The organism is Inhella crocodyli, from assembly GCF_004004565.1.
Lineage (GTDB): Bacteria > Pseudomonadota > Gammaproteobacteria > Burkholderiales > Burkholderiaceae_C > Inhella > Inhella crocodyli.
Map to the genome: position 1 here is coordinate 97,513 of NZ_SACM01000005.1, position 25,810 is coordinate 123,322.

At 71.0% G+C, this 25,810-nt stretch carries 19 protein-coding genes and 1 tRNA gene; 9 read left to right on the forward strand and 11 right to left on the reverse strand.

Annotated features, from left to right (window positions below; all coding sequences use genetic code 11):
- The first annotated feature begins 101 nt into the window (after positions 1–101).
- Entirely contained in the window at positions 102–1,499 is a 1,398-nt protein-coding gene (locus EOD73_RS15425) for a DUF4397 domain-containing protein (protein WP_127683935.1), read from the forward strand.
- 9 nt (positions 1,500–1,508) lie between these two features.
- Here the strand turns inward: EOD73_RS15425 and EOD73_RS17590 are convergent, their stop codons facing one another.
- Both EOD73_RS17590 and EOD73_RS17595 read right to left on the reverse strand, forming a co-directional pair.
- The gene (locus EOD73_RS17590; protein ID WP_164846100.1) at positions 1,509–1,994 is read right to left on the reverse strand and encodes a DUF1993 family protein; all 486 of its coding nucleotides are present in this window, start codon (positions 1,992–1,994) and stop codon (positions 1,509–1,511) included.
- A complete protein-coding gene (locus EOD73_RS17595) occupies positions 1,991–2,254 on the reverse strand; it encodes a hypothetical protein (RefSeq protein WP_164846101.1) in 264 nt (87 codons plus the stop codon). Before EOD73_RS17595 ends, EOD73_RS17590 begins: the two co-directional genes overlap by 4 nt.
- 120 nt (positions 2,255–2,374) lie before the next feature.
- Here EOD73_RS17595 and EOD73_RS15435 point away from each other — a divergent pair, with 120 nt between their 5' ends.
- Complete coding sequence (locus tag EOD73_RS15435; protein WP_127683937.1) at positions 2,375–2,755, forward strand: response regulator; 381 nt, start codon at positions 2,375–2,377, stop codon at positions 2,753–2,755.
- Positions 2,756–2,765: 10 nt separating this feature from the next.
- On the opposite strand, the gene EOD73_RS15440 is transcribed toward EOD73_RS15435, so the two are convergent.
- Positions 2,766–4,817 (reverse strand): M3 family metallopeptidase, encoded by a 2,052-nt coding sequence (locus EOD73_RS15440; RefSeq protein ID WP_127683938.1) that lies wholly within the window; start codon positions 4,815–4,817, stop codon positions 2,766–2,768.
- Positions 4,818–4,820: 3 nt separating this feature from the next.
- On the reverse strand, positions 4,821–5,504 hold the full coding sequence (locus EOD73_RS17665) for a hypothetical protein (RefSeq protein WP_205702488.1): 684 nt from the start codon (positions 5,502–5,504) through the stop codon (positions 4,821–4,823).
- A 122-nt stretch (positions 5,505–5,626) separates the two neighbouring features.
- Here EOD73_RS17665 and EOD73_RS15450 point away from each other — a divergent pair, with 122 nt between their 5' ends.
- Positions 5,627–7,744 (forward strand): prolyl oligopeptidase family serine peptidase, encoded by a 2,118-nt coding sequence (locus EOD73_RS15450; RefSeq protein WP_127683939.1) that lies wholly within the window; start codon positions 5,627–5,629, stop codon positions 7,742–7,744.
- A gap of 24 nt (positions 7,745–7,768) precedes the next feature.
- On the opposite strand, the gene EOD73_RS15455 is transcribed toward EOD73_RS15450, so the two are convergent.
- Entirely contained in the window at positions 7,769–9,991 is a 2,223-nt protein-coding gene (locus EOD73_RS15455) for a sensor histidine kinase (protein ID WP_127683940.1), read from the reverse strand.
- Positions 9,992–10,027: 36 nt separating this feature from the next.
- On the opposite strand from EOD73_RS15455, the gene EOD73_RS15460 reads away from it, so the two are divergent.
- Together EOD73_RS15460 and EOD73_RS15465 are read left to right on the forward strand one after the other, a co-directional pair.
- A complete protein-coding gene (locus tag EOD73_RS15460; protein WP_164846102.1) occupies positions 10,028–10,300 on the forward strand; it encodes a GNAT family N-acetyltransferase in 273 nt (90 codons plus the stop codon).
- 66 nt (positions 10,301–10,366) lie between these two features.
- Entirely contained in the window at positions 10,367–13,384 is a 3,018-nt protein-coding gene (locus EOD73_RS15465) for a putative bifunctional diguanylate cyclase/phosphodiesterase (RefSeq protein WP_164846103.1), read from the forward strand.
- Positions 13,385–13,391: 7 nt separating this feature from the next.
- On the opposite strand, the gene EOD73_RS15470 is transcribed toward EOD73_RS15465, so the two are convergent.
- Positions 13,392–14,156, reverse strand: a complete 765-nt coding sequence (locus tag EOD73_RS15470) for an N-acyl amino acid synthase FeeM domain-containing protein (protein WP_127683943.1) — start codon at positions 14,154–14,156, stop codon at positions 13,392–13,394.
- Positions 14,157–14,439: 283 nt separating this feature from the next.
- Between EOD73_RS15470 and EOD73_RS15475 the strand changes: the two genes are divergently transcribed.
- A complete protein-coding gene (locus EOD73_RS15475) occupies positions 14,440–16,551 on the forward strand; it encodes a M3 family metallopeptidase (RefSeq protein ID WP_164846104.1) in 2,112 nt (703 codons plus the stop codon).
- 16 nt (positions 16,552–16,567) lie between these two features.
- On the opposite strand, the gene EOD73_RS15480 is transcribed toward EOD73_RS15475, so the two are convergent.
- Together EOD73_RS15480 and EOD73_RS15485 are read right to left on the reverse strand one after the other, a co-directional pair.
- On the reverse strand, positions 16,568–17,755 hold the full coding sequence (locus tag EOD73_RS15480; RefSeq protein ID WP_127683945.1) for a sensor histidine kinase: 1,188 nt from the start codon (positions 17,753–17,755) through the stop codon (positions 16,568–16,570).
- Positions 17,745–18,326 carry a response regulator transcription factor gene (locus EOD73_RS15485; protein ID WP_240660743.1) on the reverse strand — a complete coding sequence of 194 codons (582 nt, stop codon included), beginning with the start codon at positions 18,324–18,326 and terminating at the stop codon, positions 17,745–17,747. The genes EOD73_RS15480 and EOD73_RS15485 overlap by 11 nt, the downstream gene beginning before the upstream one ends.
- Positions 18,327–18,425: 99 nt before the next feature.
- On the opposite strand from EOD73_RS15485, the gene EOD73_RS15490 reads away from it, so the two are divergent.
- From EOD73_RS15490 to EOD73_RS15500, 3 genes are read left to right on the forward strand one after another with little or no spacing between them, the layout of a single operon-like run.
- A complete protein-coding gene (locus EOD73_RS15490) occupies positions 18,426–19,679 on the forward strand; it encodes an efflux RND transporter periplasmic adaptor subunit (protein WP_127683947.1) in 1,254 nt (417 codons plus the stop codon).
- 5 nt (positions 19,680–19,684) lie between these two features.
- Positions 19,685–20,365: an ABC transporter ATP-binding protein gene (locus EOD73_RS15495; protein ID WP_127683948.1), complete on the forward strand. Its 681-nt coding sequence runs from the start codon at positions 19,685–19,687 to the stop codon at positions 20,363–20,365.
- Positions 20,362–22,803, forward strand: a complete 2,442-nt coding sequence (locus EOD73_RS15500) for an FtsX-like permease family protein (RefSeq protein ID WP_127683949.1) — start codon at positions 20,362–20,364, stop codon at positions 22,801–22,803. Before EOD73_RS15495 ends, EOD73_RS15500 begins: the two co-directional genes overlap by 4 nt.
- On the opposite strand, the gene EOD73_RS15505 is transcribed toward EOD73_RS15500, so the two are convergent.
- The 3 genes from EOD73_RS15505 to EOD73_RS15515 form a co-directional block, all read right to left on the reverse strand.
- Positions 22,738–23,346, reverse strand: coding sequence for a GNAT family N-acetyltransferase (locus tag EOD73_RS15505; RefSeq protein ID WP_127683950.1), 609 nt, complete (start codon positions 23,344–23,346; stop codon positions 22,738–22,740). The two genes, EOD73_RS15500 and EOD73_RS15505, sit on opposite strands and share 66 nt — an antisense overlap.
- 12 nt (positions 23,347–23,358) lie before the next feature.
- Complete coding sequence (locus EOD73_RS15510; RefSeq protein ID WP_127683951.1) at positions 23,359–25,626, reverse strand: aminotransferase class V-fold PLP-dependent enzyme; 2,268 nt, start codon at positions 25,624–25,626, stop codon at positions 23,359–23,361.
- Positions 25,627–25,697: 71 nt separating this feature from the next.
- Positions 25,698–25,790: transfer RNA gene (locus EOD73_RS15515), tRNA-Ser, on the reverse strand.
- Positions 25,791–25,810 lie beyond the last annotated feature (20 nt).

Sequence of the window (25,810 nt, forward strand, 5' to 3'; positions counted from 1 at the left end):
AGGAAAACAGCGGGGCGGCAGGGCCGAACAGGGGACGGTCGCACGATAGCCGCCCAGGACCCGCGGGCAGGTGCCGCCCCGATGTCGCCGTGTGACACGGCATGACATCCAAGGCGTCACACGGCGTCATCCGGTGCCACGACCGCGTCACCCAAGCCGCGCTGGTGCTGGGTGCAATGACCGCCGTGTTCAGCCCCTTGTTTGCGATCGCCATGTTCCGTTCCCCTCGCCTGTCCCGCCGCCACCTCCTCGCCACCGCCCCGGGGGCGCTCGCCCTGGGCCTGAGTGCCTGCGGAGGCGGCAGCGACAGCGCCGGCAAGGCCCAGATCCGCGTGCTCAACCTCTCCAGCGACGTGGCCAGCCTCGACATCGACCTGGACGCCGCCACCTGGGTGACCGGCGCCACCACGGCCCAGCTGACGGATTACAAGGAGGTCGACCCCGACAGCTACGACTTCAGCCTGCGTCGCAGCGGCAGCACCATCGCCCTGGCCAGCGGCGAGCGCACCCTGACCAAGGACGCGCACTACACCCTGGTGGTGTGGGGGCGCGAAACGGCGCTGACCTTCGTGACCTTGACCGAAGACGAAGACCCCGACGACGTGGACAGCGGCAAGGCGCGCATCCGCGTCTACAACGCCAGCGCCGACAGCGGCGCGCTCGATCTCTACCTGACCAGCACGGCCGTGGACCTGCAAGACACCACCGCCGCGCAAAGCGCCGTCGCATCGGGCCTGTTGAGCGGCTACCGCGACATGAGCGCCGGCTCCTACCGCCTGCGTGTGACGGGGTACGGCGACGCGAGCGATCTGCGTTTGGACGTGGGCACCATCGCGCTCACGGCCAAGACCTTCACCACCCTCATCCTGACCGGCACCAGCAGCGGCGTGCTGGTCAACGGCTACGCGCTGACGCAGCAAGGCAACGTGACGCCCATGGCCACCGGCAAGTCCCGCGTGCGCGTGGTGGCCAGTGCGGACGGCCGCGGCGCCGTGGGCGTCACCTGGGCCGGCCAGCCCCTGGCGGCCGCCCTGTCCAGCCCGACGGTGGGCCCGTACAGCAGCGTCGACGCCGGCACGCAAACGATGAACGTGCTGGTCAACGGCCAAGTCGTCAGCAGCGCCCAGCGCACCCTGGCGGTGGGCGTGGACTACACGCTGATGGTCTGGGGCAGCGGCGCCGTGAGCCTGATCGCCGACGACAACCGACTGCCGACCAACAGCGCGCGGGTCAAGCTGCGCCTGATCCACGGCAGCGCGGGAACCGAGCCCTTGACCATGGCGGTGGACTACAGCGTCACCGCCTCCGGGGTGGTGCAAGGCGCGGCCTCGGCCTTCAGCACCCTGAACGCCAGCAGCAGCGTGCGCCTGGACGTGAGCACCTCGGCCGACCAGGTCTACACCGACGACGACGTGACCCTGACGGCACAAGGCGTGTACACCGCCTTCGTGCTGGGCGGCCGCAGCACGCCCACCGGCCTGTTGCGCAAGGACCGCTGAGGGCGCCCGTCAGTAGGCGTGGATGCCGTCGAAATCGGCCTTGCCCAAGCCCAAGCCCGCGTGTCGCAGCAAGGCGTGCACCAGGGTGTGGTGGAAAAGGTAGTTCGGCAAGGCGTAGCGGTCCACGAACGCATCGGGCGGCGCCCGGTGCACGGCCCGGCCGGCGCCGTCCTCGCAGGTGCCCACCACCGGCGAGGGCGGCCGCTGCCAGACGGCGATTGCGTGCTCCAGGCGCCGCAAAACGCCTTCGGGCGAGCCGGCCGCGGGGCCCCAGCGCACCGGCTGGGCCAGCAAGGCGGCGTGGGTGCGCAAGGCGAAATTGACGGCCATTTCGGCCTGCTCCAAGAGCGGGGCCATGTCCGGCGCCAAGCGCGAGGCCCAAACCGCCGCCGGCAAGGCCTCTTGCGCCCGCAGCAAGGCCTGGCGCAGGCGCGGCAGGTAGTCGAGGAAGACCCCCTGGGCCCGCGCGGCGGCCGCTTGGCCTGAGGGTGTCACCGGATCTCGCGAACGTCGGCCTCGATGACCTCGCCCTGCCCGGGCGCCGGGCGGCGCTGCGGCGTGCCGTAGCGCCGCCAAGTCTGCTGGCCCCAGTGCTGGGCGCGCGCGCCCCACTGCGGCTTGCGCCGCGTCACGAGCGTGACGAGCAAGAAAACCAGGGCCACCACCACCCCCAGGGCCATCAGCCCCAGCAGCAGGACGAGCACGGCCACGCCGAAAACGAGTCGGGTGGCCACTTGGAGCAAGGTGTTGAGCACGGCGAGGGGCAGCGGGGTGACAGGGAGTGCCCGGAGGTGGGGGCGCAACTCCGATTGTCAAGGCAAGGTCCCGGTCGCGCGGCAGAATCGCCCCCCAACCGCCACCGCCTGCCGCGCGCCATGCCCGACTACCGATTGCTCTACATCGAAGACAACCCGGTCAACACCCTGGTGGTGGAGGAGTTGATGAACCGCCGGCCGGACATCGTGCTGCACTGCTGCGAAGACGGGGCCTCCGGCCTGACCGAGGCCGAAGCTTGGCGCCCGCAGTTGGTGCTGCTGGACATGCAACTGCCCGACATGGACGGTTTTGCCGTGCTGCAGCGCCTGCGCGCCATGGAGGCCACGCGCGCGATCCCCTGCATCGCCCTGAGCGCCAACGCCATGCCCGACGACGTCGAAGCCGCCTTGAAGGGCGGCTTCGATGCCTACTGGACCAAGCCCATCGACTTCAAGGCCTTCTACGCCGGCCTGGAAGCGCACTTCCCACCGACGGCCTGAACCTCGCCGTTCAGGCCGGGATCAAGCCCCGGCCGCGCAGCATCGGCTCGATCTGCGCGTCGCGCCCCCGGAAGGCCCGGAAGGCCGCGCCGGGCTCCACGCTGTTGCCGCTGGCCAGGATGTGCTCGCGCAAGCGCCGGGCCGTGGCCGGGTCGAACAGGTCGCCGGCTTCTTTGAAGGCCTCGAAGGCGTCGCAGTCCAGCACCTCGGCCCACAGGTAAACGTAGTAGCCACTGGCGTAGCCGTCGCCCACGAACAGGTGCTGGAAGTGCGCCAGGCGGTGGTTCATGCCGCAGTCGGCCGGCGCGCCCAAGCGGGCCAAGGTGTCGCGCTCGAAGGCGGTGATGTCGGGCGCCTCATCGTCTTCCAGCGCATGGATGGCCAGGTCCACCAAGGCCGAGGCGGTGTAGCGCACCGTTTCGTAGCCTTGGTTGAACAGCTCGGCCGCCTTGATGCGCTCGACCAACTCGGCCGGGATGGGGGCGCCACTCTGCCAGTGGCGCGCGTGCTGCTGCATCACGGCCGGGTCGGCGATCCAGTGCTCCATCAGCTGCGAGGGCAGTTCCACAAAGTCGCGCAGCACCTGCGTGCCCGACAGGCGCTCGTAGCGCGTGTCGCTGAGCATGCCGTGCAGGCCGTGGCCGAACTCGTGGAACAGGGTGCGCACGTCGTCCAGGCTCAGCAGCGTGGGCTGCCCCGGCGCGCCCTTGGCGAAGTTGTTGGTGTTGAGGATCACCGGCGTTTGGCGCGCGCCATTGCGGTGCGCCCAGCGCAGGGCATTCATCCAGGCCCCGCTGCGCTTGCCCTCGCGGGCAAAGTTGTCGTGCAGGAACACGGCCCGGTGCGCGCCGTCGGCATCCAGCACCTCGTAGGCCATCACGTCCGGGTGGTAGACCGGCCAGTCGGGGCGGTGCTCGAAGCGCAGGCCGAACAGGCGCTGCGCGCAGGCGAACACGGCCTGCACCATCGCGTCCAGCGGGAAGTAGGGCTTGAGTTGCGCCTCGTCCAGGGCGTACTGCGCCTGGCGCACCTTCTCGGCGTAGAAGCGCCAGTCCCAGGCCTCGATGGGGTCGACGAAGCCATGGGCCAGGGCCGCCCCCCGCACCGCTTGGCGTTCGCGTTCGGTGGCCTGCAAGGCGGCGTCCCAGACGCGCATCAAGAGGCCTTGCACGGCCTCCTTGGTTTGGGCCATGGTGTCGGCCAAGGCGTAATCGGCAAAGCTGTCGCGGCCGTGGAGCCGGGCTTGTTCGTTGCGCAGGGTGAGGATCTCGCGCGCGACCTCGCGGTTGTCGCTGTCGCCCTCGTGCTCGCCCCGGCCCACCCAGGCGCGCCAGGCCTGCTCGCGCAGGTCCCGCCGGGCGGAGAAGGTCAAGAAGGGCACGATGTGCGAGCGCGACAAGGTGACCAGGTGCGCGCCATCGGGCAGGCCTCGCTCGGCCGCCGCCTGGCGCATCACCGCGCGGGCGAAGTCCGGCAGCCCCGCCAACTCGACCTCGGTGCGCAGCACCAAGCGGTAGCTGGCCTCGTCGGCCAGCACGTTCTGGGCGAACTGCGTGTTGAGCTTGGCCAGGCGCTGCATGATGGCCGCGTAGCGCTGTTGGGCCTCGGGCGCCAACTTCGCGCCTTGGCGGACGGCCTCCAGGTGCAGGCGCTCCAGCAGCCGGCGTTGGTCCGGTTCCAAGCCCAGGGTGTCGATGCGCTGCACCAGCGCGTCCAGGCGCGCGAACACGCCGGCGTGCATGGCCACCCAACTCCAGTGGGCGGCCAGGGGCTCGGCCATGTCGCGCTGCACGGCCTGCAGCGCGGGGCTCGACACGGAGGCGTTGAGGGTGTGGAACAAGGCCTCGATGCGCGCCAGCAAGCGGCCACTGGCATCCAGGGCAGCGACGGTGTTGTCGAAGCTGGGCGGCTCGGTCGACCGACCGATGGCGTCCAACTCGGCGCGTTGCGCGGCCATCGCGTGGGCGAAGGCCGGCGGGAAGTGCGCCGGCTCGACCTGCGAGAACGGGGGCAGGCCCTGGGGCGTGTCCCAGTCCTGCAGCAGGGGGTTGCCGGCGCCCATCGCTCAGCCCGCCTTGCGGGCGGCGGCCTTTTCCTTCTGGATGGCCTTTTCGTCGTCTTCGCTGTACGGGCGCGAGCCGCACTCGGCGCGCCAGGCGTCTTGCTTCTCGCCCACTTGGTCGGCGCGCGCGCCCAGGTCGTCCTTGCGCTTGTTGAAGGCGTCGACTTTGGCCTCGAAGGCCTTGACCTCCTCCAGGAAAGCGCGGCGCTTTTGGTTGTGCGGATCGACCTTGGCATTGGTCGCGGCCGCCAGGGCGTCGTACTCGGCCTTGGCCGCCACCTGCTCCTTCTTGCTCATTTCCTTCATCTTGGCCGTCAGCTCGTTGGCCTTGGCGGTCACGGCGGCCATCTCTTCCTTCAAGGCATTGCCTTCGGCCTCGATCGCGGCGTTCTTCTCTTTGATGAGGTCGCGCTCGGCCAGCACGGCCTTGCGCTCTTCGGCGAGCTTCTTGTCATCGGCTTCGACCAGGTCGGCCTCGGCCTTGTTGTCGTCGGCGCGCTGCAAGCAGGCGCGCAGTTCGTCGCGCGTCATCAACTTGGACTTGGCCTTGGCGGCCGGGGCAGGCGCAGCAGCGGCCGGCTTGGCCGGGGCCTTGGGCGCCGCCGGCTTGGCGGGAGCGGTCTGGGCGTGCACGGCCGTGAACATCGCGGTGGCACAAAGGGCGGCAAAAACGGCGGTCAAGCGCATGGCAAAAGGCCTTTCAAACGGGGTAGCCGGGCATGATGCCATGGCCTCCGGCACGCGGTCACACGCTGGACATAATCCCCGCTCCTTTGGCCCCTACGCGCCCACAAGGCGCCCCGGATGCGATGAACAAGACCCTGCTGACCGCCGCGCTGATGACCCTGGGCGCGGCCCACGCCCAGACCCCCGCCGCCACCGACCCTTACCTGTGGCTGGAAGACGTGACGGGCGACAAAGCCCTGGCCTGGGTGCGCGAACGCAATGCCGAGACCGAGGCCGTGCTCAAGGCCCAACCCGGCTTCGACGCGCTGCGCGCCGAGCTGCTGGAAGGCCTGAACGCCCGCGATCGCATCCCCCGCTTCACGCGCATGGGCGACCACATCTACAACCTGTGGACCGACGCCAAAAACAAGCGCGGCCTGTGGCGCCGCACGACCCTGGCCGAGTACGCCAAGCCCGACCCCGTGTGGGAACCCGTGCTGGACCTGGACGCGCTGGGCGCGGCCGAAAAGGAAAGCTGGGTCTTCAACGGCGCCGCCTGCCTGGCGCCCGAGTACAAGCGCTGCTTGTTGCAACTGAGCCGCGGCGGGGCCGACGCCACCGTGGCGCGCGAGTTCGACACCCAGGCCAAGGCCTTCGTGAAGGACGGCTTCACGCTGCCCGAAGCCAAGCAGCAGCTGGATTGGCAGGACGAGAACCACGTGCTCGTGGGCACCGACTTCGGTCCCGGCAGCCTGACCGATTCGGGCTACGCCCGCATCGTCAAGCTGTGGAAGCGCGGCACGCCGCTGACGGCGGCCAAGACCCTGTTCGAGGGCGACAAGAAGGACACCTATGTCTTCGCGTCGGCGCAGGGCGTGGGCAAGGACCAAACGGTGATCGTGCAGCGCGCGCTGGACTTCTACCGTTTCGACCGCTACCTGGTGAAGGGCGACAAGCTGGTCAAGCTGGCACTGCCCGCCGACGCCCAGTTCCAACGCTGGGACCAGCGCCTGCTGGTGGAGCTTCGCTCCGATTGGAAGGAGGGCGGCACCACGCACAAGGCCGGCTCGCTGCTCGTCGGCTCCTGGCCCGACTTCCTGGCCGGCAAGGCCACGTGGCGCACCCTGTTCACGCCCACGGCCACGCGCTCGCTGGCCGGCTTCACGACCACCCAGCACCACGTCGTGCTGAACGTGTCGGACAACGTGGCCAGCAAGTTGGAAGAGTGGGACTTCTCCGGCAAAGGCGCGCCGCAGCGCCGCGAGGTCAAGGCCCCCTTCCCCGGCAACCTGAGCGTGGCCAGCTTGCGCGACCCCGACCTGGCCCAAGACAGCCTGGCCGACCGCTACCTGGTGAACTACGCCGACTTCCTGACGCCCGACACCCTGTACCTGGCGCAGGCCGGCAGTGACGAGCGCCTGCGCCTGAAGAGCCGCCAAACCTGGTTCGACAGCACCGGCATGCGCGTCGAGCAGCAATTCGCCACCAGCAAGGATGGCACCAAGGTGCCCTACTTTGTGATCTACCCCAAGGGCGCGACCAACAACGGCAAGAACCCCACCCTGCTGTACGGCTACGGCGGCTTTGACGTGAGCATGACCCCGCGCTACAGCGCCAGCTGGGGCCGCGGCTGGCTGCAGCGCGGCGGCGTGCTGGTGATGAGCAACATCCGCGGCGGCGGCGAATTCGGCCCCAGTTGGCACAAGAGCGCCATCCGCGAGAACAAGCAGCGCAGCTACGACGACTTCATCGCCATCGCCGAAGACCTGATCAAGAAGGGCATCACCACGCCCAAGCAACTCGGCATCATGGGCGGCAGCAACGGCGGCCTGCTGATGGGGGCCGTCACCGTGCAGCGCCCCGACCTGTTCAACGCCGTGGTCTGCCAAGTGCCCCTGCTGGACATGCAGCGCTACCACAAGCTGCTGGCCGGCGCCTCGTGGATGGCCGAGTACGGCAACCCCGACGTGCCCGGCGACTGGGCCTTCATCTCCAAGTACAGCCCGTACCAAAACGTGAAGGCCGGCGTGAAGATGCCGCGCATGCTGATCAACACCAGCACCCGCGACGACCGCGTGCACCCCGGCCATGCGCGCAAGATGGCGGCGCGCATGATCGAGCAGGGCCACGCCCCGCTGTACTGGGAAAACATCGAAGGCGGCCACGGTGGCGCGGCCGACAACGAGCAGCGCGCCGTGTGGCAGGCCATCGAGTACGCCTACCTCTGGATGCAACTCGGCGGCCAAGGGGCTCAGCGCTGACGCGCTAGCGCCGACCGAGCGCCCTCAGGGCGCCCTCAGGGGCAAGGTGAGCACGAAACGTGTCCCTTGCCCCTTTTTGCTGTCCACGTCGATGCGCCCCCCCAAGGGCCCGGTCACCAGGTTGTGCACGATGTGCAAGCCCAAGCCGCTGCCGCCCTGGCCCAGCTTGGTGGTGAAAAAGGGCTTGAAGATGTGGGGCAGGTGCTCGGGCGCGATGCCGGTGCCGTTGTCGACCACGGCCAGCACCACCCGGTCGTCGTCCTTCGACACCAAGCCGACCGTCACGCGGCCGTCCTCGCGGCCGGCCAGCCCGTGCAGCACGGCGTTCTGCACAAGGTTGGTCAGCACCTGCCCGAGGGCGCCTGGGTAGCTGTCCATCGCAATGCCCGGTGGCAGGTCCACATCGAGGCTTGCTCCTGGGTGACGCAGCGACAGGCCCAGCAGGGCCACCACCTCGTGCACGGTGGCCCCCAGGTCGAAGGGGCGGCGCTGCAGGCCTGCGCGGTCCACCGCCACCTGCTTGAAGCCGGCGACCAAATCCACACTGCGCTGCAAATTGCCGCAGGCCAAGGCCACGGCCTGTTGCGCCTGCTCGAGCTGCGACGCGATGAGGCTGCGTCGCGGGCGGGCGCTGACCAGTTCCTGCGCCAACTCCCGGAGGCGGGCTTGCACCGTGTCGGCGGCGATCAGCGCATTGCCCAGCGGCGTGTTCAGCTCGTGGGACACGCCCGCCACCATGGCCCCCAACCCGGCCAAGGTCTCCTGCTGAACCAGCTCCTGCTGAGCCCGCTGCAAGGTGTCCACCGATGCCGCCAAACGCTGGTTGGTCTCGCTCAGGGCCTGCGTGCGCTCGGCCACCACGCGCTCCAGCGCCAGGTTCAGTTCGCGCACCGCCTGCTCGGCCTCCTTGCGCTCGGCCACTTGGTGCACCAGCTCTTGGGCGTACAGGCGCTGGCGCACCTTCTCGGCCTCCAAGGCGGCCGCCATGTGGTCGAAGGCGTCGCCGAGTTGGGCCAGTTCGGCCGGTCCGGCCAGGGCCAGGGGCTCGGGGCGCCGCTGCTCGGCCAGCGCGGCCACGCCTGCGTGCAGGCGCCGCAGTGGCTGCGTGACGGTGCGCCGCACCACGCGGCGCAGGGCCCAGAGCATGAGCGCCGCGCTGCCCAGGCCCAGGGCCAAGAGGGCCGCGGCGAACTGGCGCATCTCGGCGTCGATCACCGCCTGCGGCAGGACCAGCACCGTCCACCACCCGGGGCCGGGCAGGCCGGCGGAGGCCACCCAGTAGCGCCCGTCGGGCGTGCGCTGCACCTGGGGCTCGGCGCCGCTGCGCTGCACCTGTTGGTACACCGCGTCCAGCATCGGGTCGTTCAGGCGCGACAAGGCCAACTGGCCCTCGGCCTGGTCGATGCGCTGCGCCCAGTCGCGGTGGGCGATGAGCTCGCCCTTTCGGCTCAGCACCATGCCAACGACGCCGGTGCCAGCCCCCACGCCCACATCGCGGCGCAGGCGATCGACCGACAGGTCGTGGCCCACGGTGCCCACCCAGCGCCCCTGCCAGTCCAGCGGGTGGATGACCGAGACCATCCAGGTTTTGGCCTCGGCATCGAAGTACACCGGCGTCCAAAACACGCTGCGGCGCGGGTTGCGGGCCGGGTCGCTGCCCTGCATGGTGGGGTAGCCGAAGTTGTCGGTCTGCGGCGTGGCGCCAGCCCCCCAGTCGAAGTCGGGGGAATAGACCATCAGGCCCTTCTCGACGAAGTCCACGTAGGCCGAAAAGAAGGGCGGCACCAGGGCCGGGCCCTGCTCGCTCAACAGTTCGAGGCTCAGCACGGCGCGAAAGCGCGTGTCTTCGCTGACGGCCGGACCGGGCTGCAAGTAAAAGGTGGGGCGCGTGGCCAGCGACACCCATTGCGGCTTGAGCCGCCAGACACCGTCGGCGCCTGGGGCGAACCAGTGCGCAAAGCGCGCCGCCACGGCGGGCACCGACGCCGCTTGGGCGCGGGCCTGCCAGGTGGCGTGCAGGCGCCGCACGCTGCGCTCGCCTTCGGCCAGCATCTGCCCCTGCGCCTGCGCCTGCAGGCTCACCTGGCGCAGCAGGCTCGTGCGGGCCACGGATTCGGCCCGCTGGCCGATGACCCAGTACGCCAGGCCGATGAGGGCGGTGAGCATCGCCAGCACCAGCGCTCCGACGCCGACCAGCAGCTGGCGCGACAGGGACGGGGCATGAATGGCAGCGGCGGCAGGCATCATGGTGGGGTCGGTGATTCAGCCATCCTAGGGCCTGCCATGAACGTCCAACACGATCCCCAGCGCCAGCAGTTTTGGCTGGAACCCCAGCCCGGCCTTCGCGGCGAACTCGACTACGCCCTGGGCCCCGGGCTGGTGAACTTCCACCACACGGGCGTGCACCCGGGGCTGCGTGGCCAAGGGGTGGCGGCGGAGTTGGTGGAAGCCGGCTTGGCCTGGGCGCAAGCCGAGCACCGGCGCGTGCAGGCCGGTTGCAGCTATGTCGCGACCTACCTCGAGCGCCACCCCGAGTGGGCGCATTTGCGCGCCTGACTCGGTGCGAAGTCCTGGGGGAAGGCCCATGTCGAGGGTCCATAGCCCCCCCACATAATGGACCGAGTGACATCCCGAGACCCCTCGCCGCCCCGTGCATCGGGCGCCCTCCGCCTCGTCGATCGCTGGGCCACCTCCATCCGCATCACCCACGAGTTCTCCCGGCTGGACCGCGCCTTGTTTTGGCTGGCGGTCGTGGGCATCCCTGCGGCGCTGCTGGCCATCAGCCTGGGGGCGTGGCTGCGTTGGGCCCCCACCCAAGCCCCCGAATCGCCGCACCCCGTGGCCTTCCGCGTGCTTCCGGACGCGCAAGGCCAATGGGACTGGGCCGCTGCCGCTGCCCGCCTGCCGGGTCAAGCCGCTGCCCAACAGCACCTGGACACGCACCTGTCCACCGCGCCCCACTGGCTGAGTTTTCCGCTCGGGACGTCGGCCCAACGTTGGTCGCTGCCCTCGCGCCACGCCACCGAGTGGGCCTGCTGGCTGGCCCCCCAGGGCCAGCGCCTGGGCCACGCCACGCGCACGGCCAGCCAAGGCGAGATCGCGCCCTTCAACGCGGGCTTCGTGCTGAACACGCCGCCCGGGGAGGCGGGACGGACCGCCCTGTGCCGCGTGCGCGCGGAAGGCCCGGCCCGTTTGACGGTGGAAGCCCTGGACGACGGGGCCTGGTTGCAAGGCCTGCAACGCTTCGAGCGCCACGCGGGCCTCGTGGACGGCGGCCTGATGATCCTGGCCGGCTTCTTGGCGCTGGCCGCCTTGATCAACCGCAACGTCACTTACCTGCTGTTCGCCGCCTGGATGGTGCTGAACCTGCGCATGGCCGCGTTGTCTGGCGGCTGGGACGTGCAGTGGCTCGGGCATCGCATCCCTGCCGAATGGTTGACGCCATTGCGCCACGCCACGGTGGCGGCCTTCTTCCTGTGCACCTACGCGCTGTTCCGCCGCTTCTTCGCGCAGGAACTGGCCCGGGTTCGTCATCCGCGGGTGCTCGCGGCCGCCGGCCTGGTCGCAGCGCTGAACACCGGCCTGGCCGCCGTGCTGCCGTTCGAGGCCTACCTGAAAGCCACCTGGGTCTTGGCCCCCTTGGGCATCGCGCTCTTGGTCGGGCTTTTGGCACGCATCCTGTGGGTCACGCGCTCGCGCGTGGCGCTGTGGTGGGCCGCGGCCATCGGCGTGACGCTGGCGGCCAGCCTGCACGAAGTGGTCGCTGCGGCCTGGGGCTACAAGGCGCTGATCGGCCACTTCAACCACGTGACCAGCGCCCTGCTGGCCAGCCTGCTGGCCGTGGCCGCGGTGGCCCAACAAATCAAGCAAGAGCGCGTGGCGCGCCGCGAGGCCAAGGCCAAGCTGCTGCAAACCTACGACGCCATGCCCCTCGGGCTCTTCACCGTGGCCCGCGACGGCACCTGGCTGGCGGCCAACCCGGCCATGCACGTCCTGATGGGCGAGCCGCCGCTGGACCTGGGGCACGAGCGTTGGGCGGCGCGGCTGGGTGACGCCAGTTGGCAGCGCTTGATCGACGCAACGGCCGCGGGCGAAGCGATCGAGTTCAGCGTGCCCACTCCCGGGCCCGAGTCCGACGCGGCGCGCCTGATGGCCCGCGCCACCTGGGCCGGCGACGTGCTGGAGGGGTCCCTGCAAGACGTCACCGAACGCGCCAAGGCCACCGAGCGCCTGCGCTTCCTGGCCGAGCACGACTCCCTGACCCAGGTGCTCAACCGCCGGGGCATCCAGCGGGCCCTGGAGCAGGCCTTGGCCGACCTGCGCGCGGGCGAGCACCTGTGCATCGCCTACCTGGACCTGGACCGCTTCAAGCTCATCAACGACCTGTACGGGCACCCGGCCGGCGACGAGGTGCTGCTGCAGGTCTGCCAGCGCGTGCAGGGCCTGCTGTCACCGGGCATGACCTTCGGGCGTGTCGGCGGCGACGAGTTCTTGTTGTTGATGCCGCAGCTGCCGGTGGACTTGGCCGCCTTGCTGTGCCAGGGCATGACCACCGCCATCGGCCAAGAGGTGTACCGCGTGGGCGAGCGGGCCTTCCAGGTGGGCGGCTCGGTGGGCCTGGCCGAGATCGCGGCCGGCACCAGCGCCAAGGACGCCATCGCCACCGCCGACCGTGCTTGCCGCGCCGCCAAGCGCGGCACCCCGCTGGGCCTGGTGGTCTACGAGCACGACGCGAGCGACTTTGCCGAGCACCACGCCGAGATGGCCCTGGTGCAACGCCTGGCCACGCGACAACCCCTGACCGGCCTGTTCGTGGAGATGCAGCCCATCATGTCGCTGAGTCAGCCTCGGGGCTCGCTGAATTTTGAAGTGCTGCTGCGCATGCAGGACGCCGACGGCCAGCGCGTCCCCGTGGGCCGGCTGATCCAAGCGGCCGAACAGACCGGGCGCATGGGCGAGGTCGATCGCTGGGTGCTGGCGCACGTGCTGGGCTGGTTGCGGCAGCACGAGGCGCAACTGACCCGCACCCAGTTCGTCTGCATGAACCTCAGCGGCTCGTCCTTGAACGACGAGCGCTTTTTGGAAGACGCCTTCGCGCTGCTGAAGGGGCACCTGGACGTGGCCCATCACCTGTGCCTGGAGGTCACCGAAAGCGTGGCCTTGCACGACCTGGCCAACACGCGCCGCTTCATCCACCAAGTGCGCCAGACGGGCGCCAAGGTGGCCCTGGACGACTTCGGGGCGGGCTACACCTCGTTCTCTTACCTGGCCGAGCTGCCGGCCGACTTGCTGAAGATCGACGGCAGCTTCATCGTGCACATGAACCAGCACCCGGCGCACATCTCCATCGTGGAGGCCGTGGTCAGCCTGGCGCACAACCTGGGCATGAAGACGGTGGCCGAGTGGGCCGAGGACGCGGCCACGGTCGAGACCTTGGCCGAGATCGGCGTGGACTACGTGCAGGGCTACGCCATCGCCAAGCCCATGGCGCCCGAGCGCCTGGTGCAGCACGCGTCCTGCGCCGACTTCCTGAGCTCCGACGAGATGCGCCAGCTGGCCCGCCGGCTGGAGACCCTGGGGCGCACGCCGGACTTGGTGGTGGGTGCCGCCCCCAGCCCGGTGGGTGGCGGCGGGCACTGAGCCTGGCTCAGTGCGCAGCGCTCGGTGCCGCCGCCGGGGCGCCGACGCCCAAGAGATCGGGGTGGGCCGTGTGGCTCATGAAATCGGTCAGCGGGTGGCGGGCAGCGCACCAACGCTGGTAGGCCGTGCCCACCTCGAATCGCAGAATCGCGTGCGGCAGGTTGGCGGCGTGCCGCAGCGGCACTTGAAAGCCGGGCTCGAACACGTCCACGAACAGCAACTGGCGGTAGTGGCGGTCCAGCGGCGAGCGGCTGGCGATGACCATGTCGTCCACGCCCGCTTGCTGGCAATGCAGGTAAAAGGCTTTGAACAGGGCCATCTTCACCAGGCGACCTTGGCTGGAAGCCGTGACCCCCAGTCGCGTGGCCTCGGCCAGCCGGCGGTGGGTCAGCCGGTAGGGCAGCGGCACCGAGTGCTCGATGGGCAAGGGCCCGTGCTCGTTGGTTTGAAAGCGCATCGTGCCCAGCGGCGACCCGTCGAGCTTGCTGCGCGCCAAGAGGATCACCGTGTCGGTCAAAAGGTCGGCGGGCTCCGGGGTTTGGAGCTGGCGCGCCAGGTCGGGCACGTGGCGCGCGTAGGCGGCAAGGCGCACGCTGACGGCGGCCAACAGGTCGTCCTCGCTGCGAACCCGCGTCACCGTGAAGGGCAGCCACGCGGTGGGGGCGCCGGGCTGGACGGCGGCGGTGCGCGCCGCCTCCCAAGCGGGGCTCTGCGCGGGGCGTCCGGCGCTGTCCAGCCGGGGGCGAACCAAGGGGTCGATATCGACGGACATGGGAGCTCCCGGGAGGACTGCGACGACCCGAACTCTAGGAACACCCCCCCCATTCACGCAGTGGGCGGGCCCCCATCCCGCGTGTCAGACGAATTCCGACAAACCGGACGCCGCGTCGCCCGGCAGGCGTTGCGCCATGGCCCTGCAGGACCCCGTGACTTTGCGTTCGCGCGAGCATGCCGAGGCAGACTGGTGCCGCCGGCCGTTCCACCGCCGCTCGATCGCCGGCCCAGCACCGCCCACGCGCCCACCGGGGCGCCACCCCATCGACCCTGGATCGTCCATGTTGCTTCGTCCCCTGCTTGACCGTGCCCTGCCCCGCCGCCTGCTGGGCAGCCTGCTGCTGCTGCCGGCCCTGGCCCAGGCCAACGCCCTGTTGCAGCCCAGCCCCCTGCCCCTGCAGTACCCGCCCTTCAACGCCATCGCCGACGCCGATTTCGCCCCCGCGCTCAGCGCCGGCATGGCGGTGCAGCGACGCGAAGTGGCCGCCATCGTGGCCAACCCTGCGGCGCCAAGCTTCGAGAACACCATGGAGGCGCTGGAACGCAGCGGCCGCCTGCTCAACCGCGCGCTCACCGTGCTGTCCAGCCTCAACGGCGCCGACAGCAACCCCGAGCGCCAGCGCCTGCAGCGCGAGTTCGCCCCCCTGCTGGCCCAGCACCGCGACGCCATCGCGCTCAACCCGGGCCTGTTCCAGCGCATCGACGCCCTGCACCGGCAGCGCGAGCAACTCCGGCTCAACCCCGAGCAACGCCGACTGCTCGAACGCCGCCACGCGGACCTGCTGCGCGCCGGCGCCCAACTGCCGCCGGCGGCCCAAGCGCGCCTGCGGGCCATCAACGTCGAGCTCTCCCGGCTGGGCGCGGACTTCAACCAAAAGGTGCTCGCCGAAGTCAACGCCAGCGCCTTGACCGTGGCCACGCGCGAGGAGCTGGCCGGCCTGAGCGAGGCGCAAATCGATGCCCTGCGCCAGAGCGACGGCCGCTACCGCCTGCCCCTGCAAAACACCAGCGGCCAGCCCCTGCTGGCGCAGCTGAGCCACCGCCCCACGCGCGAGCGCCTGATGCAGGCCTCACTGAGCCGCAACGCCCGCGGCGACGGCAACGACACGCGCGAGCTCATCAGCCAGGTGCTGCGTCTGCGCGCCGAACGCGCTGCGCTGCTGGGCCACGCCCACCACGCCGACTTCACGCTGGAAACCGAAACCGCCGGCAGCACGGCCACCGTGAACGCCCTGCTGGCCCAGCTGGCCCCAGCCGCGGTGGCCTCGGCCAAGAAGGAAGCCGCCGCGCTGCAAGCCCAGCTGGAGAAGGACCACCCCGGCGCCACCTTGCAGGCCTGGGACTGGGCCTACTACGCCGAGAAAGAGCGGGCACAGGCCTACGGCTACGACGAGTCGCAGCTGCGGCCCTACCTGGAGCTCAACAGCGTGCTGGAGCGCGGCGTCTTCGAGGCCGCCAAGCGGCTCTACGGCCTCAGCTTCAAGCGCCGGCCCGACCTGCCCGTCTACCACCCCGACGTGCAGGCCTGGGAGGTCTTGGGCCCCAACGGCAAGACCCAAGCCCTGCTGCTCGTGGACCTGTATGCCCGCCCCAGCAAGCGCGGGGGCGCCTGGGCCAATGCCTACGTGGGTCAGAGCCATTTGCTGGGCACGCGGCCGGTGGTGGGCAACCACATGAACATCCCCAAGCCGCCGGCCGGCCAGCCGACGCTGCTGACCTGGGACGAGGTCAACACCCTGTTCCACGAGTTCGGGCACAACCTGCACACGATGCTGTCGGACGTGCGCTACCCCAGCCAGGCCGGCACCGCCGTGCCGCGCGACTACGTCGAGTTCCCCAGCCAGGTCAACGAGATGTGGCAAACCTGGCCCAGCATCCTGGCGAACTACGCGCGGCACCACCAAACCGGCGAGCCCATGCCCCAGGCCTTGCTCGACAAGATCGCCGCCGCCAAGCGCTTCAACCAAGGCTTCGCCACCACCGAGTACCTGGCCGCCACGCTGATCGACCAGCACCTGCACCAACTCAAGGCCGACCAGATTCCGAACGCCTCGGCGCTGATGGACACCGAAGCCCAGGTCATGAAGGCCCACGGCTTCGACACCGTGCCCGTGCCCCCGCGATACCGCACGCCCTACTTCAGCCACATCATGGGCGGCTACGCGGCCGGCTACTACGCCTACCTGTGGAGCGAGGTGCTGGACGCCAACACGGTCGAGTGGATCGAGCAGCATGGCGGCCTGAACCGCACTACAGGCGAGCGCATGAAGCGCTTCCTGCTGGCGCGCGGGGGCACCGAAGACCCGATGGTGCTGTTCCAGCAACTCGTGGGGCACGAGCCCAAGCTCGGGCCCTACCTGAACCGCCGCGGCCTGGTCACCGCCCAGCCCTGAGGTTTCAGAAGCAGGGTCAGAAACTGAGCACGAAGGCCGCGCCGCCTTCCAGCGGCCGCACGTGCCGCACGCGGCCGCCCATGCCGTGCACGAGGCGGCGCACCACGGTCAGGCCGATGCCCTGCCCCGCCTCGCCATCGGGCCCCGGCTCGCGCGCGCTGAAGAAGGGCAAGAAGATTTGGCGCTCCAGCCCGGGTGGCACGCCCGGGCCGTTGTCCCGCACGCTCAGGCGCAAGCGACCACCGCGCGACAGGCTGGCTTGCACCCACAGGCGGGGCTCGGGCGTCGCCGCCGTGGCCTGCTCGGCGTTGCGCAGCAGGGCCAGCAGGGCCTGCTCCAAATGGCCTTCATCGGCCTGAAGTCGAAGGGTAGGCGCGCTCAGCTCGAAGCGCGCTTGCCCGCCACGCGCGCGCCACGCGGCGCCCACGGTCCGCTCAAGGCGGGCAAACAAAGCCGACAACTCCACCGGCGCCAACACCGGTGCCGGCCACTGGCTCACGCGGCGGTAGTTGCCCACGAAGGCCGCCAGGCCCTGCGCGCGGCGCGCGATGGCGTCCAGCGCCAGGCGCAGCTCGGGCGGCGCGTCCGGGCCCGGCTCGTCCAGCAAGGCCAAGGCGTCATGGCTCAGGCTTTGGACGGGCGTCAGCGAGTTCATGATCTCGTGCGTCAGCACCTGCACCAGTTGCTGCCAGGCCTGGAGGCTCTCGGCCTCGAGCGCGTTCTCCAAGGGCACCAGCACCAGCAGGGCCTGGGCCTCGCCGTCCAGCGCCAAGGTCTGGCGTTGCAGCTGCCAGCGCTCCTGGCCGCGTTCGGTGTCCAGCAGCACGGGGCCCGCGTCGGCGGTGCGCAAGTGATGCTGCAGCAGGGCCAGCTCGCGCACGCCGCCCGGGGCTTGCAGTCGGTGGGCCCGGCTGGACAGCGGCGTCAAGCGCTCGCCCTCCATCACCCAGGCGGCCACGGGCAAGTGCTCCAGCCACGCCTGAACCCGGCGAAGGCGCAGCGTGGCATCGGGGAGCGGGGGTTCGGGGGCCAAGGGCACCGCGGTCCGGGCGCGCGCCAGCGGCACAGCCACCGCACCACCCAGGGCCAGCAGCACGGCCGCGGCGGCCCAGCCGCGGGCCGCGTCGCCCATGCCCATGCCCACCGCACCAGCCCCCGTCCACAGCAGGGCCGCGGCGATCAGCCGAAGGCGCTCAGAGCCCATGCTTGTCCAAGCGCCGGTACAGCGCGGCGCGCGACAGGCCCAGCGAACGGGCCGCTTCGCTCAAGTTGCCCTGCGCCTCGGACACCGCGGCCAGCACCGCCGCACGCTCTTGTGCGGCCAAAGAGCGCGGGGCTTCGGTGGGCGGCTCCGTGGCTGACATCGCAGGCGGCGCCGCCCCGGGCTGCGCGCGGGCCAGGGCCTCGTGGCAGGTGGCCACCAGGCGCACGTTGTCCCAAGGCTTGGTGACGAAATCGAAGGCACCCCGCTTCAGCGCTTGAACGGCCAGGTCGATGTCGGCATAGGCCGTCATGACCACCACCGCAGGGGCATGGGCACTCGCCAGCACCTCGGCCAGCAAGCGCAGGCCCTGCGCGCCGTCGGTGCGGCCTGGGCCAAAGTTCAAGTCCAGCAGCAGCACGCCGGGCCGCAGGCGGTCCAGCGCCGCAAACAACTCGGCCGGACGCTGCAGCACCGTCACGGGGGCCACGCGGCGCTGCAGCAGCAGCTGCGCAGCGAGGCCCACATCGGGGTCGTCGTCCAGCAACACGATGGGGCGAAGTTCGGGGGTCACAGCGCCATCTTCGCTGGCCCGCGACGCGCGCGCGAGGGCCCTGTCCGAAAGCGGACACCCCTCTGGCGCCATCGCACCCGCTCGGCGACGCTGCGAAGCATGAGCTCGCCTTCCGCCCCACCGAATGCGCCGTCCGGCGCGGCGATGGACCGCCCCTTGCCAGCACCCCGCCGTCGCGTGCCCGTCGCGCTGCGCTGGGCGCTGGCCTGCCTGGTGGCGATGGGTTTGGGGGTGGCGACTTGGCCGCTGCGCGAGCGCGTGCCCGCCGTCCGCCAGGCCCAGCTGGCGCCGGTGGTGGCGGGCGAGTTTCGCGACGAGCTGCCGCTGCGTGCCGTGGTGGAGCCGCTGCGCTCGGTCCAACTCGATGCCCAAGAGGCCGGCCGCGTGGAGGCCGTGCTGGTGCGCGATGGCGACACCGTGGCCGAAGGGGCGCCCCTCTTCCGGCTGCACAGCCCCGAGCAGGAGCAGCTGCTGATGCAGCGCAGCGCCGAGGTGGCGCAGCAGCTGGCCAACGTGTCGGTGCAGCGCAGCGCGCTGGCCAGCAGCTTGGCGCAGAACCGCCGCGAGCTGGCCCAGTTGCAGGCCGCACAGCAGCAGGCCGAAGCCGAGCACCAACGCCAGGCCCGCTTGGCCGCCGACGGCTTCGTGGCCCCCGCGGCGTTGGAGCACAGCCAGCGCCAACTGGCCCTGGCCACCACGCTGCTGCAGCAGACCCGCCAAGACCAGCACGTCGAGGCGCAAACCCGCCAGCAATCGCTGGACGAAATGGCCCGCGCGGTGCAAGGCTTGCAGCGCGGCCTGCAGCTCTTGGCGCGTTCGCGCGAACGGCTGGAGCAGCGCGCGCCCATGGCCGGGCGACTCAGCGGCTTCACGCCCCAGGTCGGCGCCAGCGTGCGCCCTGGCGAGCGCCTGGGCCGCATCGACGACCCCGACGGCGGCACCCAACTGCTGGCCGAGGTGGACGAGTTCTACCTGCCGCGCCTGCAGGTGGGCCAAGCCGCCACCAGCGCCCACGGCCCCCTGGCCCTGACCCAAACCCTGCCCCAGGTGCAAGGCGGCAAAGCCCGCGTGCGCTTGCAGTGGCACGCCCAAACACCCAGCCTGCGCCCGGGTCAGGCGGTGGAGCTGCGCCTGCAATTCAGCGCCCCGCGACCGGCCTTGATGCTGCCCGACGGCCCCGGCGTGCAGCCGCAGCTGTACGTGCGCCACGGCGACCGCCTGGAGCGCCGCGCCGTGCAACTGGGCCAGCGCGCCGCGGGCCGCGTGGAAGTGCTGCACGGCCTGCAAGCCGGCGACGAGGTGCTCGTCTCTGCCCCCCCGAACTTCGATTCCCCCACCCTGCGACTGCCTTGATGCCCATGATCGAACTGCAACAGCTGACCAAACGCCACCGAGCCGGTGACGTGGAAACCACGGCGCTCGACGCCATCGACTTGCACATCGAAGCCGGCGAGTACCTCGCCGTCACGGGCCCTTCGGGCTGTGGCAAGTCCACGCTGCTGGGCCTGCTGGGGCTGCTCGACCGCCCCACCAGCGGGCGCTACTTGCTGGAGGGCGAGGACGTCACCCAGCACCCCGAACGCCAGCTGGCCGCCATCCGGCGCGGCCGCATCGGCTTCGTGTTCCAAAGCTTCAACCTCGTGGACGAAATGACCGTGGCCGCCAACGTGCAGCTGGCCCTGCGCTACGGCCCCTTGCCCGAGAAGGCGCAGCGCCTGCGCGTGGCCGAGGTGCTGGAGCGCCTGGGCCTGAGCCACCGCGCGGCCCACCACCCCAGCCAGCTCAGCGGTGGGCAGCAGCAGCGCGTGGCCATTGCGCGCGCCATCGCCGCGCGCCCGGCCCTGCTCCTGGCCGACGAGCCGACCGGCAACCTCGACAGCGCGCATGGCTCGGAGGTGATGCGCCTGCTGCGCGAGCTCAACGACGAAGGCACCACGCTGGTAATGGTGACCCACAGCGCCGAGCACGCGGCGCTGGCCTCGCGCACGGTGCGCCTGCTGGACGGGCGCGTGTTGGTTGACGCGACGGTGGCCGCATGAAGGCGCTGCTGCTGGACGCCTGGGCCGGCCTGCGCGCCCGCCGGGCCTCGCTCTTGGTGGCCCAGGCCGGCTTGGTGCTGGCGCTGACCGCCAGCCTGTTGGTCGGCCTGCTGGCCATCGCCCTGTCGGACATGGACCCCAGCCTGCCCGAGCCCGAGCGCATCGTCATGCTCGACTTCAAGGGCAACCCGCCGGGGCAACCCAGCGACTGGTTCGCCGCCTCCCCGGTCTTCTTCGGCCCAGCCTTGAAGGCCCGCCAAGCCCCGCTGGACCACCTGGCCCGCGTGCAAGAAACCGGCATGACCCTGCGCGCGGCGTCGGGCCCGCGCGTGTTCAGCCTGCTGCTCGCCGACCCCGAGCTCGTGCCGCTGATGCGCCTGCGCGCGCTGCACGGCGACCTGCCGACCGTGCTGCGCCGCCCCAACGCCCTGGCCATCAGCACCGAGCTCGTGCGCGCGCTGTGGGGCGACCTGCCGCCGCAGCAGGCCATCGGCCGCACCCTCGTGGCGAACGACAAGACCTACGAGGTGCTGGCGGTGATCACCCCCTTCGACACCCGCCACCCCCTGTCGGGACGCGACCTGATCGCCGCCATCGACGGGCAGGCCAGCCCCAACAGCGCCGAGGACCGGGACGCGATCTACATGGTCAACGGCCAGGTCTACGCCCGCCTTCGCCCCGGCGCGGACGTCTCGCAGGTCGGCGCTTGGATGCGCGAGGCCTTCCAGGCGCACCCCGGCTACGCCAAGCTCCCGGCCGACTGGCGCACCGGCCGCGAGGCCGCGTACTTCCGCGCGCTCACGCTGCCGCAAACCCGCTTCGAGGGCGGGCAGAACCAGCTCCGCTGGGGCATGCTGGGCGCCTTGGCGGCAGCGTGCGCCCTGCTGGTGCTGATGGCCGGCGTCAACGCCCTGAACCTGCAGGCGGCGCACCTGCTGCAGCGCCAGCGCGAAACCGCCCTGCGCCAAAGCCTGGGCGCCAGCCGCGGCCGCTTGCTTCAGCTCTGGGCCACCGAGCAAGGCCTCGCCCTGCTGGCCAGCGGGCTGGTGGCCTGGGGCCTGGCCTGGTGGCTGGGCCCGCTCTTGGTGGACGCCCTGGGCCTGCCGCCCCACACGCCGCTGTTCGACCCCCTGCCCGGCCGCCTGCTGGCCGGCTTGTCGGCGGTGCTGCTCACCCTGCTCGTGCTGACCGTGGCCACCCCGGCCGCCATGGCGCTGCGCCAAGCCCCAGCGCGCGCCCTGCAAGGCCGCACGGCGAGCGAGGGCCCGTGGGGGCGCCGCCTGCGCCAGGGTCTGTTGGCCCTCCAGCTGGGCGGCGCCGTGCTGCTGCTGGCCCTGACCGGCGTGCTGACCTTGCAGCACCAACACTTGCAAGGCTTGGAACACGGCTACCAGCTCGAGGGTCGCTTGCTGCTCGACGTCTGGGCCCGGCCCGAAGACGCGCCGCGTTTCAAGCCCTTGGTGGAGGCCTTGCAGCGCGAGCCCCTGGTGCGCAGCTGGAGCTTCAGCAACAGCGTGCCCGGGGGCGGCTGGAGTGGCAGCGTGGAACAGTTCCGCCGCAGTGGCGACCCTGCCGCAGGCAAGGTGCTGCGGGTGACGCAGGTGTCCAGCGGCTTCTTCCGCACCTACGGCATGAAGGTGCTGGCCGGCGACCCGGGCGACCGGTCCGGCGACCCGCCCGGCGCAGCGCGCAGCGAGGCGCGGGTGGTGCTCGACGCCCACGCCGCCCGCTTGCTGGGCTTTGCCAGCCCCCAAGCGGCCGTGGGCAGCCTGCTGACGGCCGGTGGCGAGTTTCTGCAGGCCGGCCAACAGCCGCGGCGCGTGGTGGCCGTGGTGGGCGACGTGAAGCTCGAGTCGGCCCGCGACGTCGCGCAACCCCAGGCCTTCGTCCTCACGGACGACTACTTGCCCTTCCTGACCCTGTACGGCGAGCAACCGGGTGCCCTGCATGCCGCGGTCGAACGCCTGTGGAAGCAGTTCGACCTGCCCTACTTCCACATCCTGGAGGAAGTGGCCGTGCAGCGCGCGCTGGCCTACCAGCAAGAGGCGCAAATCGCCGCGCTGCTGGGCGCCGTGGCGCTGCTGTCGGTGGCGGTGGCGGCGGTGGGCGCCTACGCCCTGGTGGCCGACACCCTGCGCCGGCGCCGCACCGAGCTGGTGCTGCGCCGCCTGCACGGCGCGCGGCACCGGCACATGGCCCGCGCGGTGCTCGGCGAGTTCGCCGCCCCCCTGGCGGTGGCCCTGGGCCTGGGCCTGCCGGCGGCGGCCTTGCTGGCCGAGCTCTACCTGGGCGGCTTCGTGGACCGGGTGCCGCTGCAGCAGGGCCTGCTCCCGGCGCTGCTGGTGGCCACGGTCACCACCGTGGTCGTGGTGCTATTCGCGGCCCTGCGCCACACCCGCCGCGCCCTGGCCTTGCGCCCCATCGAGGCGCTGGGCTGACCACTCGCGCGCCAGCAGGCCGTACATCGCCGAGTCCGACACCACCCCGTCGACGATCCAGCGCTCGCGCAAGCGGCCTTCCAACTGGAAGCCCAGGCGCGTGAGCACCGCCGCCGACGCGGCGTTGGCGGGGTCGATGTCGGCCTCCACCCGGTGCAAGCCCAGGGGACCAAAGCCCCAATCGAGGAGCGCCCCCACGGCCTCCCGCGCGTAGCCCTGGCCCCAGTGGGCCGGCCCCAAACCGTACCCGACTTCCGCGCGCCGGTTGCTGGCGTGAATCTTGTAGAGCGTGCAGGTGCCCAGCAAGGCGCCGTCGCGCGTTCGCTCGATGCCCAATCGCACATGCTCCCCACCCGCCAAATCGCGCTGGTCTTGCTCGATCAAGGCCAAGGCCTGCGCCGGGTCGGTCCAGGGGGGGCTGCTCCAGTAGCGGGCGAACAAGGGGTCCGAATGGATGCCGTACAGCGCCATCTGGTCGGCCAGCTGCAAAGGACGCAGCAACAAGCGCTGGGTGCGCAAGCGCAGGGTGCGGTGGTCGGGCATGGGGCAGAGGGCTCAGATGCTGAGGGCGGCATCTTCGGCGATCGGCCGCGCCAGCAGCGGGACCGCCAAGGCCATGCCACCGGCCAGGCTCCAGGCCTGTGCCCGCCCGAGCCGACGCAAAGCGCGCGCCACCTGGGTGCTGCGATTGCCGCTGCGGCAGATCAAGAGCAAGGGCTCCGCGCTCGCCAACCAGCGGGGCAGCGCATCCAGCAACGCCGACTGCGGCACGGTTTCAAGCACCCCGGTGCCCACCAGCTCGGGCATGGGGCCGACTTGCTGCTCGTAGGGCTCGCGAATGTCCAGCACGCGGGTGCCCGCCGAGCGCGTCAGCAGTGCCGCGGCCTGCTCGGCGTCCAAGGTGACGCAGGTGTCTTCGTCGGTGGCGGCGATCCGGGCGCCGCAGGCCACCGTCTGGTCCTCGGTCATGCCCAGACCCTGCTCCAGCGCGGCCTTGCGCGCGGCAAAGGCTTCCGCACTCAGTCCCTCGGACCACAGCGAGCCCAACAGGGGCTGGGCCTCCCGCTCGCACGCCAAGGTGGTGGCCAGCCGGGCGTCGTAGTCGTGGCCTGGCAACAGCAAGCCCCGAGGCCCCACGGCCTCGAGCAGGCGTTTCAGCGAGTCGGCGAACGCCTGTGGCGCGCTGACCGGGAAGTCGCTGCGGCCCAGGGCGCCGGGCATCACGGTGTCGCCCACGAACGCGGCCACCAGGTGGCCCTCCTCGTGCACCAAGTAGGCCGTGGCGTCGTCCGTGTGGCCCGGCACGGCCAAACGGCTCACGCGCAGCGGGCCCAGCAGGAGCGCGTCGACGTCCTGCGGCCAGCCCAGCTTGTCCACCGGCCGCTCGCGGTCGACCGGACGGCAAAGCGCCTGGCGCAAGGCCGTAGCGCTGGATTCGTGGTCGCCGTGGCTGTGGGTGTCCAGCACCGCCAGCACGCGATGCCCGTGGCAGCCCAACCAACGTTGCAGTTGGGTGCTGAGTTCGGGCAGGGGGTCGATCACCACGCTGCTGCGGGAGGCCGGGTCGCTGAGCACGTAGCAACAGGCGCCGGCGACGACGAAGCGGTTCAGTCGCGCCGGCGGCAAGGTGGCGTCGGCCGGATCGGGCGCTAGGCAGCTGGCCCGCAGCGCTTCCCCGCAACTGCGCAGCGCAGCGCAGGCCCGCTCGATGAACGCGGCGTCCGCCGCCGGCCCGAAAGACAGCCGCACGGCCGATTCGCATTGCCAATCGGGCAGGCCCATCGCCTGCAACACGAAGCTGGGCTTGGCCTTGGAGGCGCCGCAGGCCGACCCGGCGCTGACGCGCACACCAGCGGCATCGAACAGGTCCAGCAGCAGCTTGGCGCTCAGGCCCGGCACGGCGAAGTTCAAGGTCGTGGGCAGGCAGAGTGCCGCCGGCGCGTTGAAAACGAGCCCCGGAAAGGCCTGGGTCAATGCCGCGCTCAGGCGCTCGCGATGTCGCTGCAACTCGTCGGCGCTGGCCAGCACGTCGCCAGATTCCAGGGCCGCCAGCACCGCCCCCAGCGCGGCGATGCCGGCCATGTTCTCGGTGCCCGAACGCAGGGCGCCTTCCTGGCCCCCGCCCATCATCAGCGGCGTGAAGGGCGCTCCTTCGCGCACGTAGAGCAGGCCGATGCCCTTGGGCGCGTAGAGCTTGTGGCCCGAGAACGGGGCGTAATCGATGCGCCGCTCGGCCAAGCGCAGCGGCAACTTGCCCAGGGCCTGCACGCCGTCCACCAACCACAGGGCCGGGCTGCCGGCGAGCGCCTCGGCGATGCCGTCCAAATCGCTGACGACGCCGGTCTCGTTGTTCGCGGCCATGGTGCAGACCAACCCGGCACGCGCGGCGTGGGCGCGCAACCAGGCCAAGTCGTGGCGGCCATCGCGCCCGACCGGAATGGCGCGCAGCTCCAGGTTCAGGCCCAGCAGCGCGTTCCAATGCTGCAGGGCCTCGGGCACGGCCTTGTGCTCGGTGGCGCCGTACAGCAGCAGGTCCGGCGAGGCCCCCGGCGCATCGCGTCGCGCCCGCAGCGCGGCCAAGGCCGACAGCACGGCGGTTTGGATGCCCTCGGTGGCGCCGCTGACAAAGATCAGGTCCCCCGTTGGGGCCCCCAGCACCCGGCGCGCCGAGGCCCGCACCCGGTCCATCATGGCCCGCGCTTTCAAGCCCGTGGTGTGCACGCTGCTCGGGTTGCCGAAGTCTTCGGCCATCGCCCGCAGCGCAGCGGCGCGTGCCTCGGGCAGGACCGGGGTGGTGGCATTGGCGTCGAGGTACAGGTCCATCGCAGCAGTCCTACGGAGGCGGAATGGAAAAACGCCCCGGTGGCGAACCAACGGGGCGTTTTCGTTATCACTGGCGGAGTCGGAGGGATTCGAACCCTCGATGCAGGTTTTGCCCACATACTCCCTTAGCAGGGGAGCACCTTCGGCCACTCGGTCACGACTCCAGCGCGAAGCCGCGCATTAT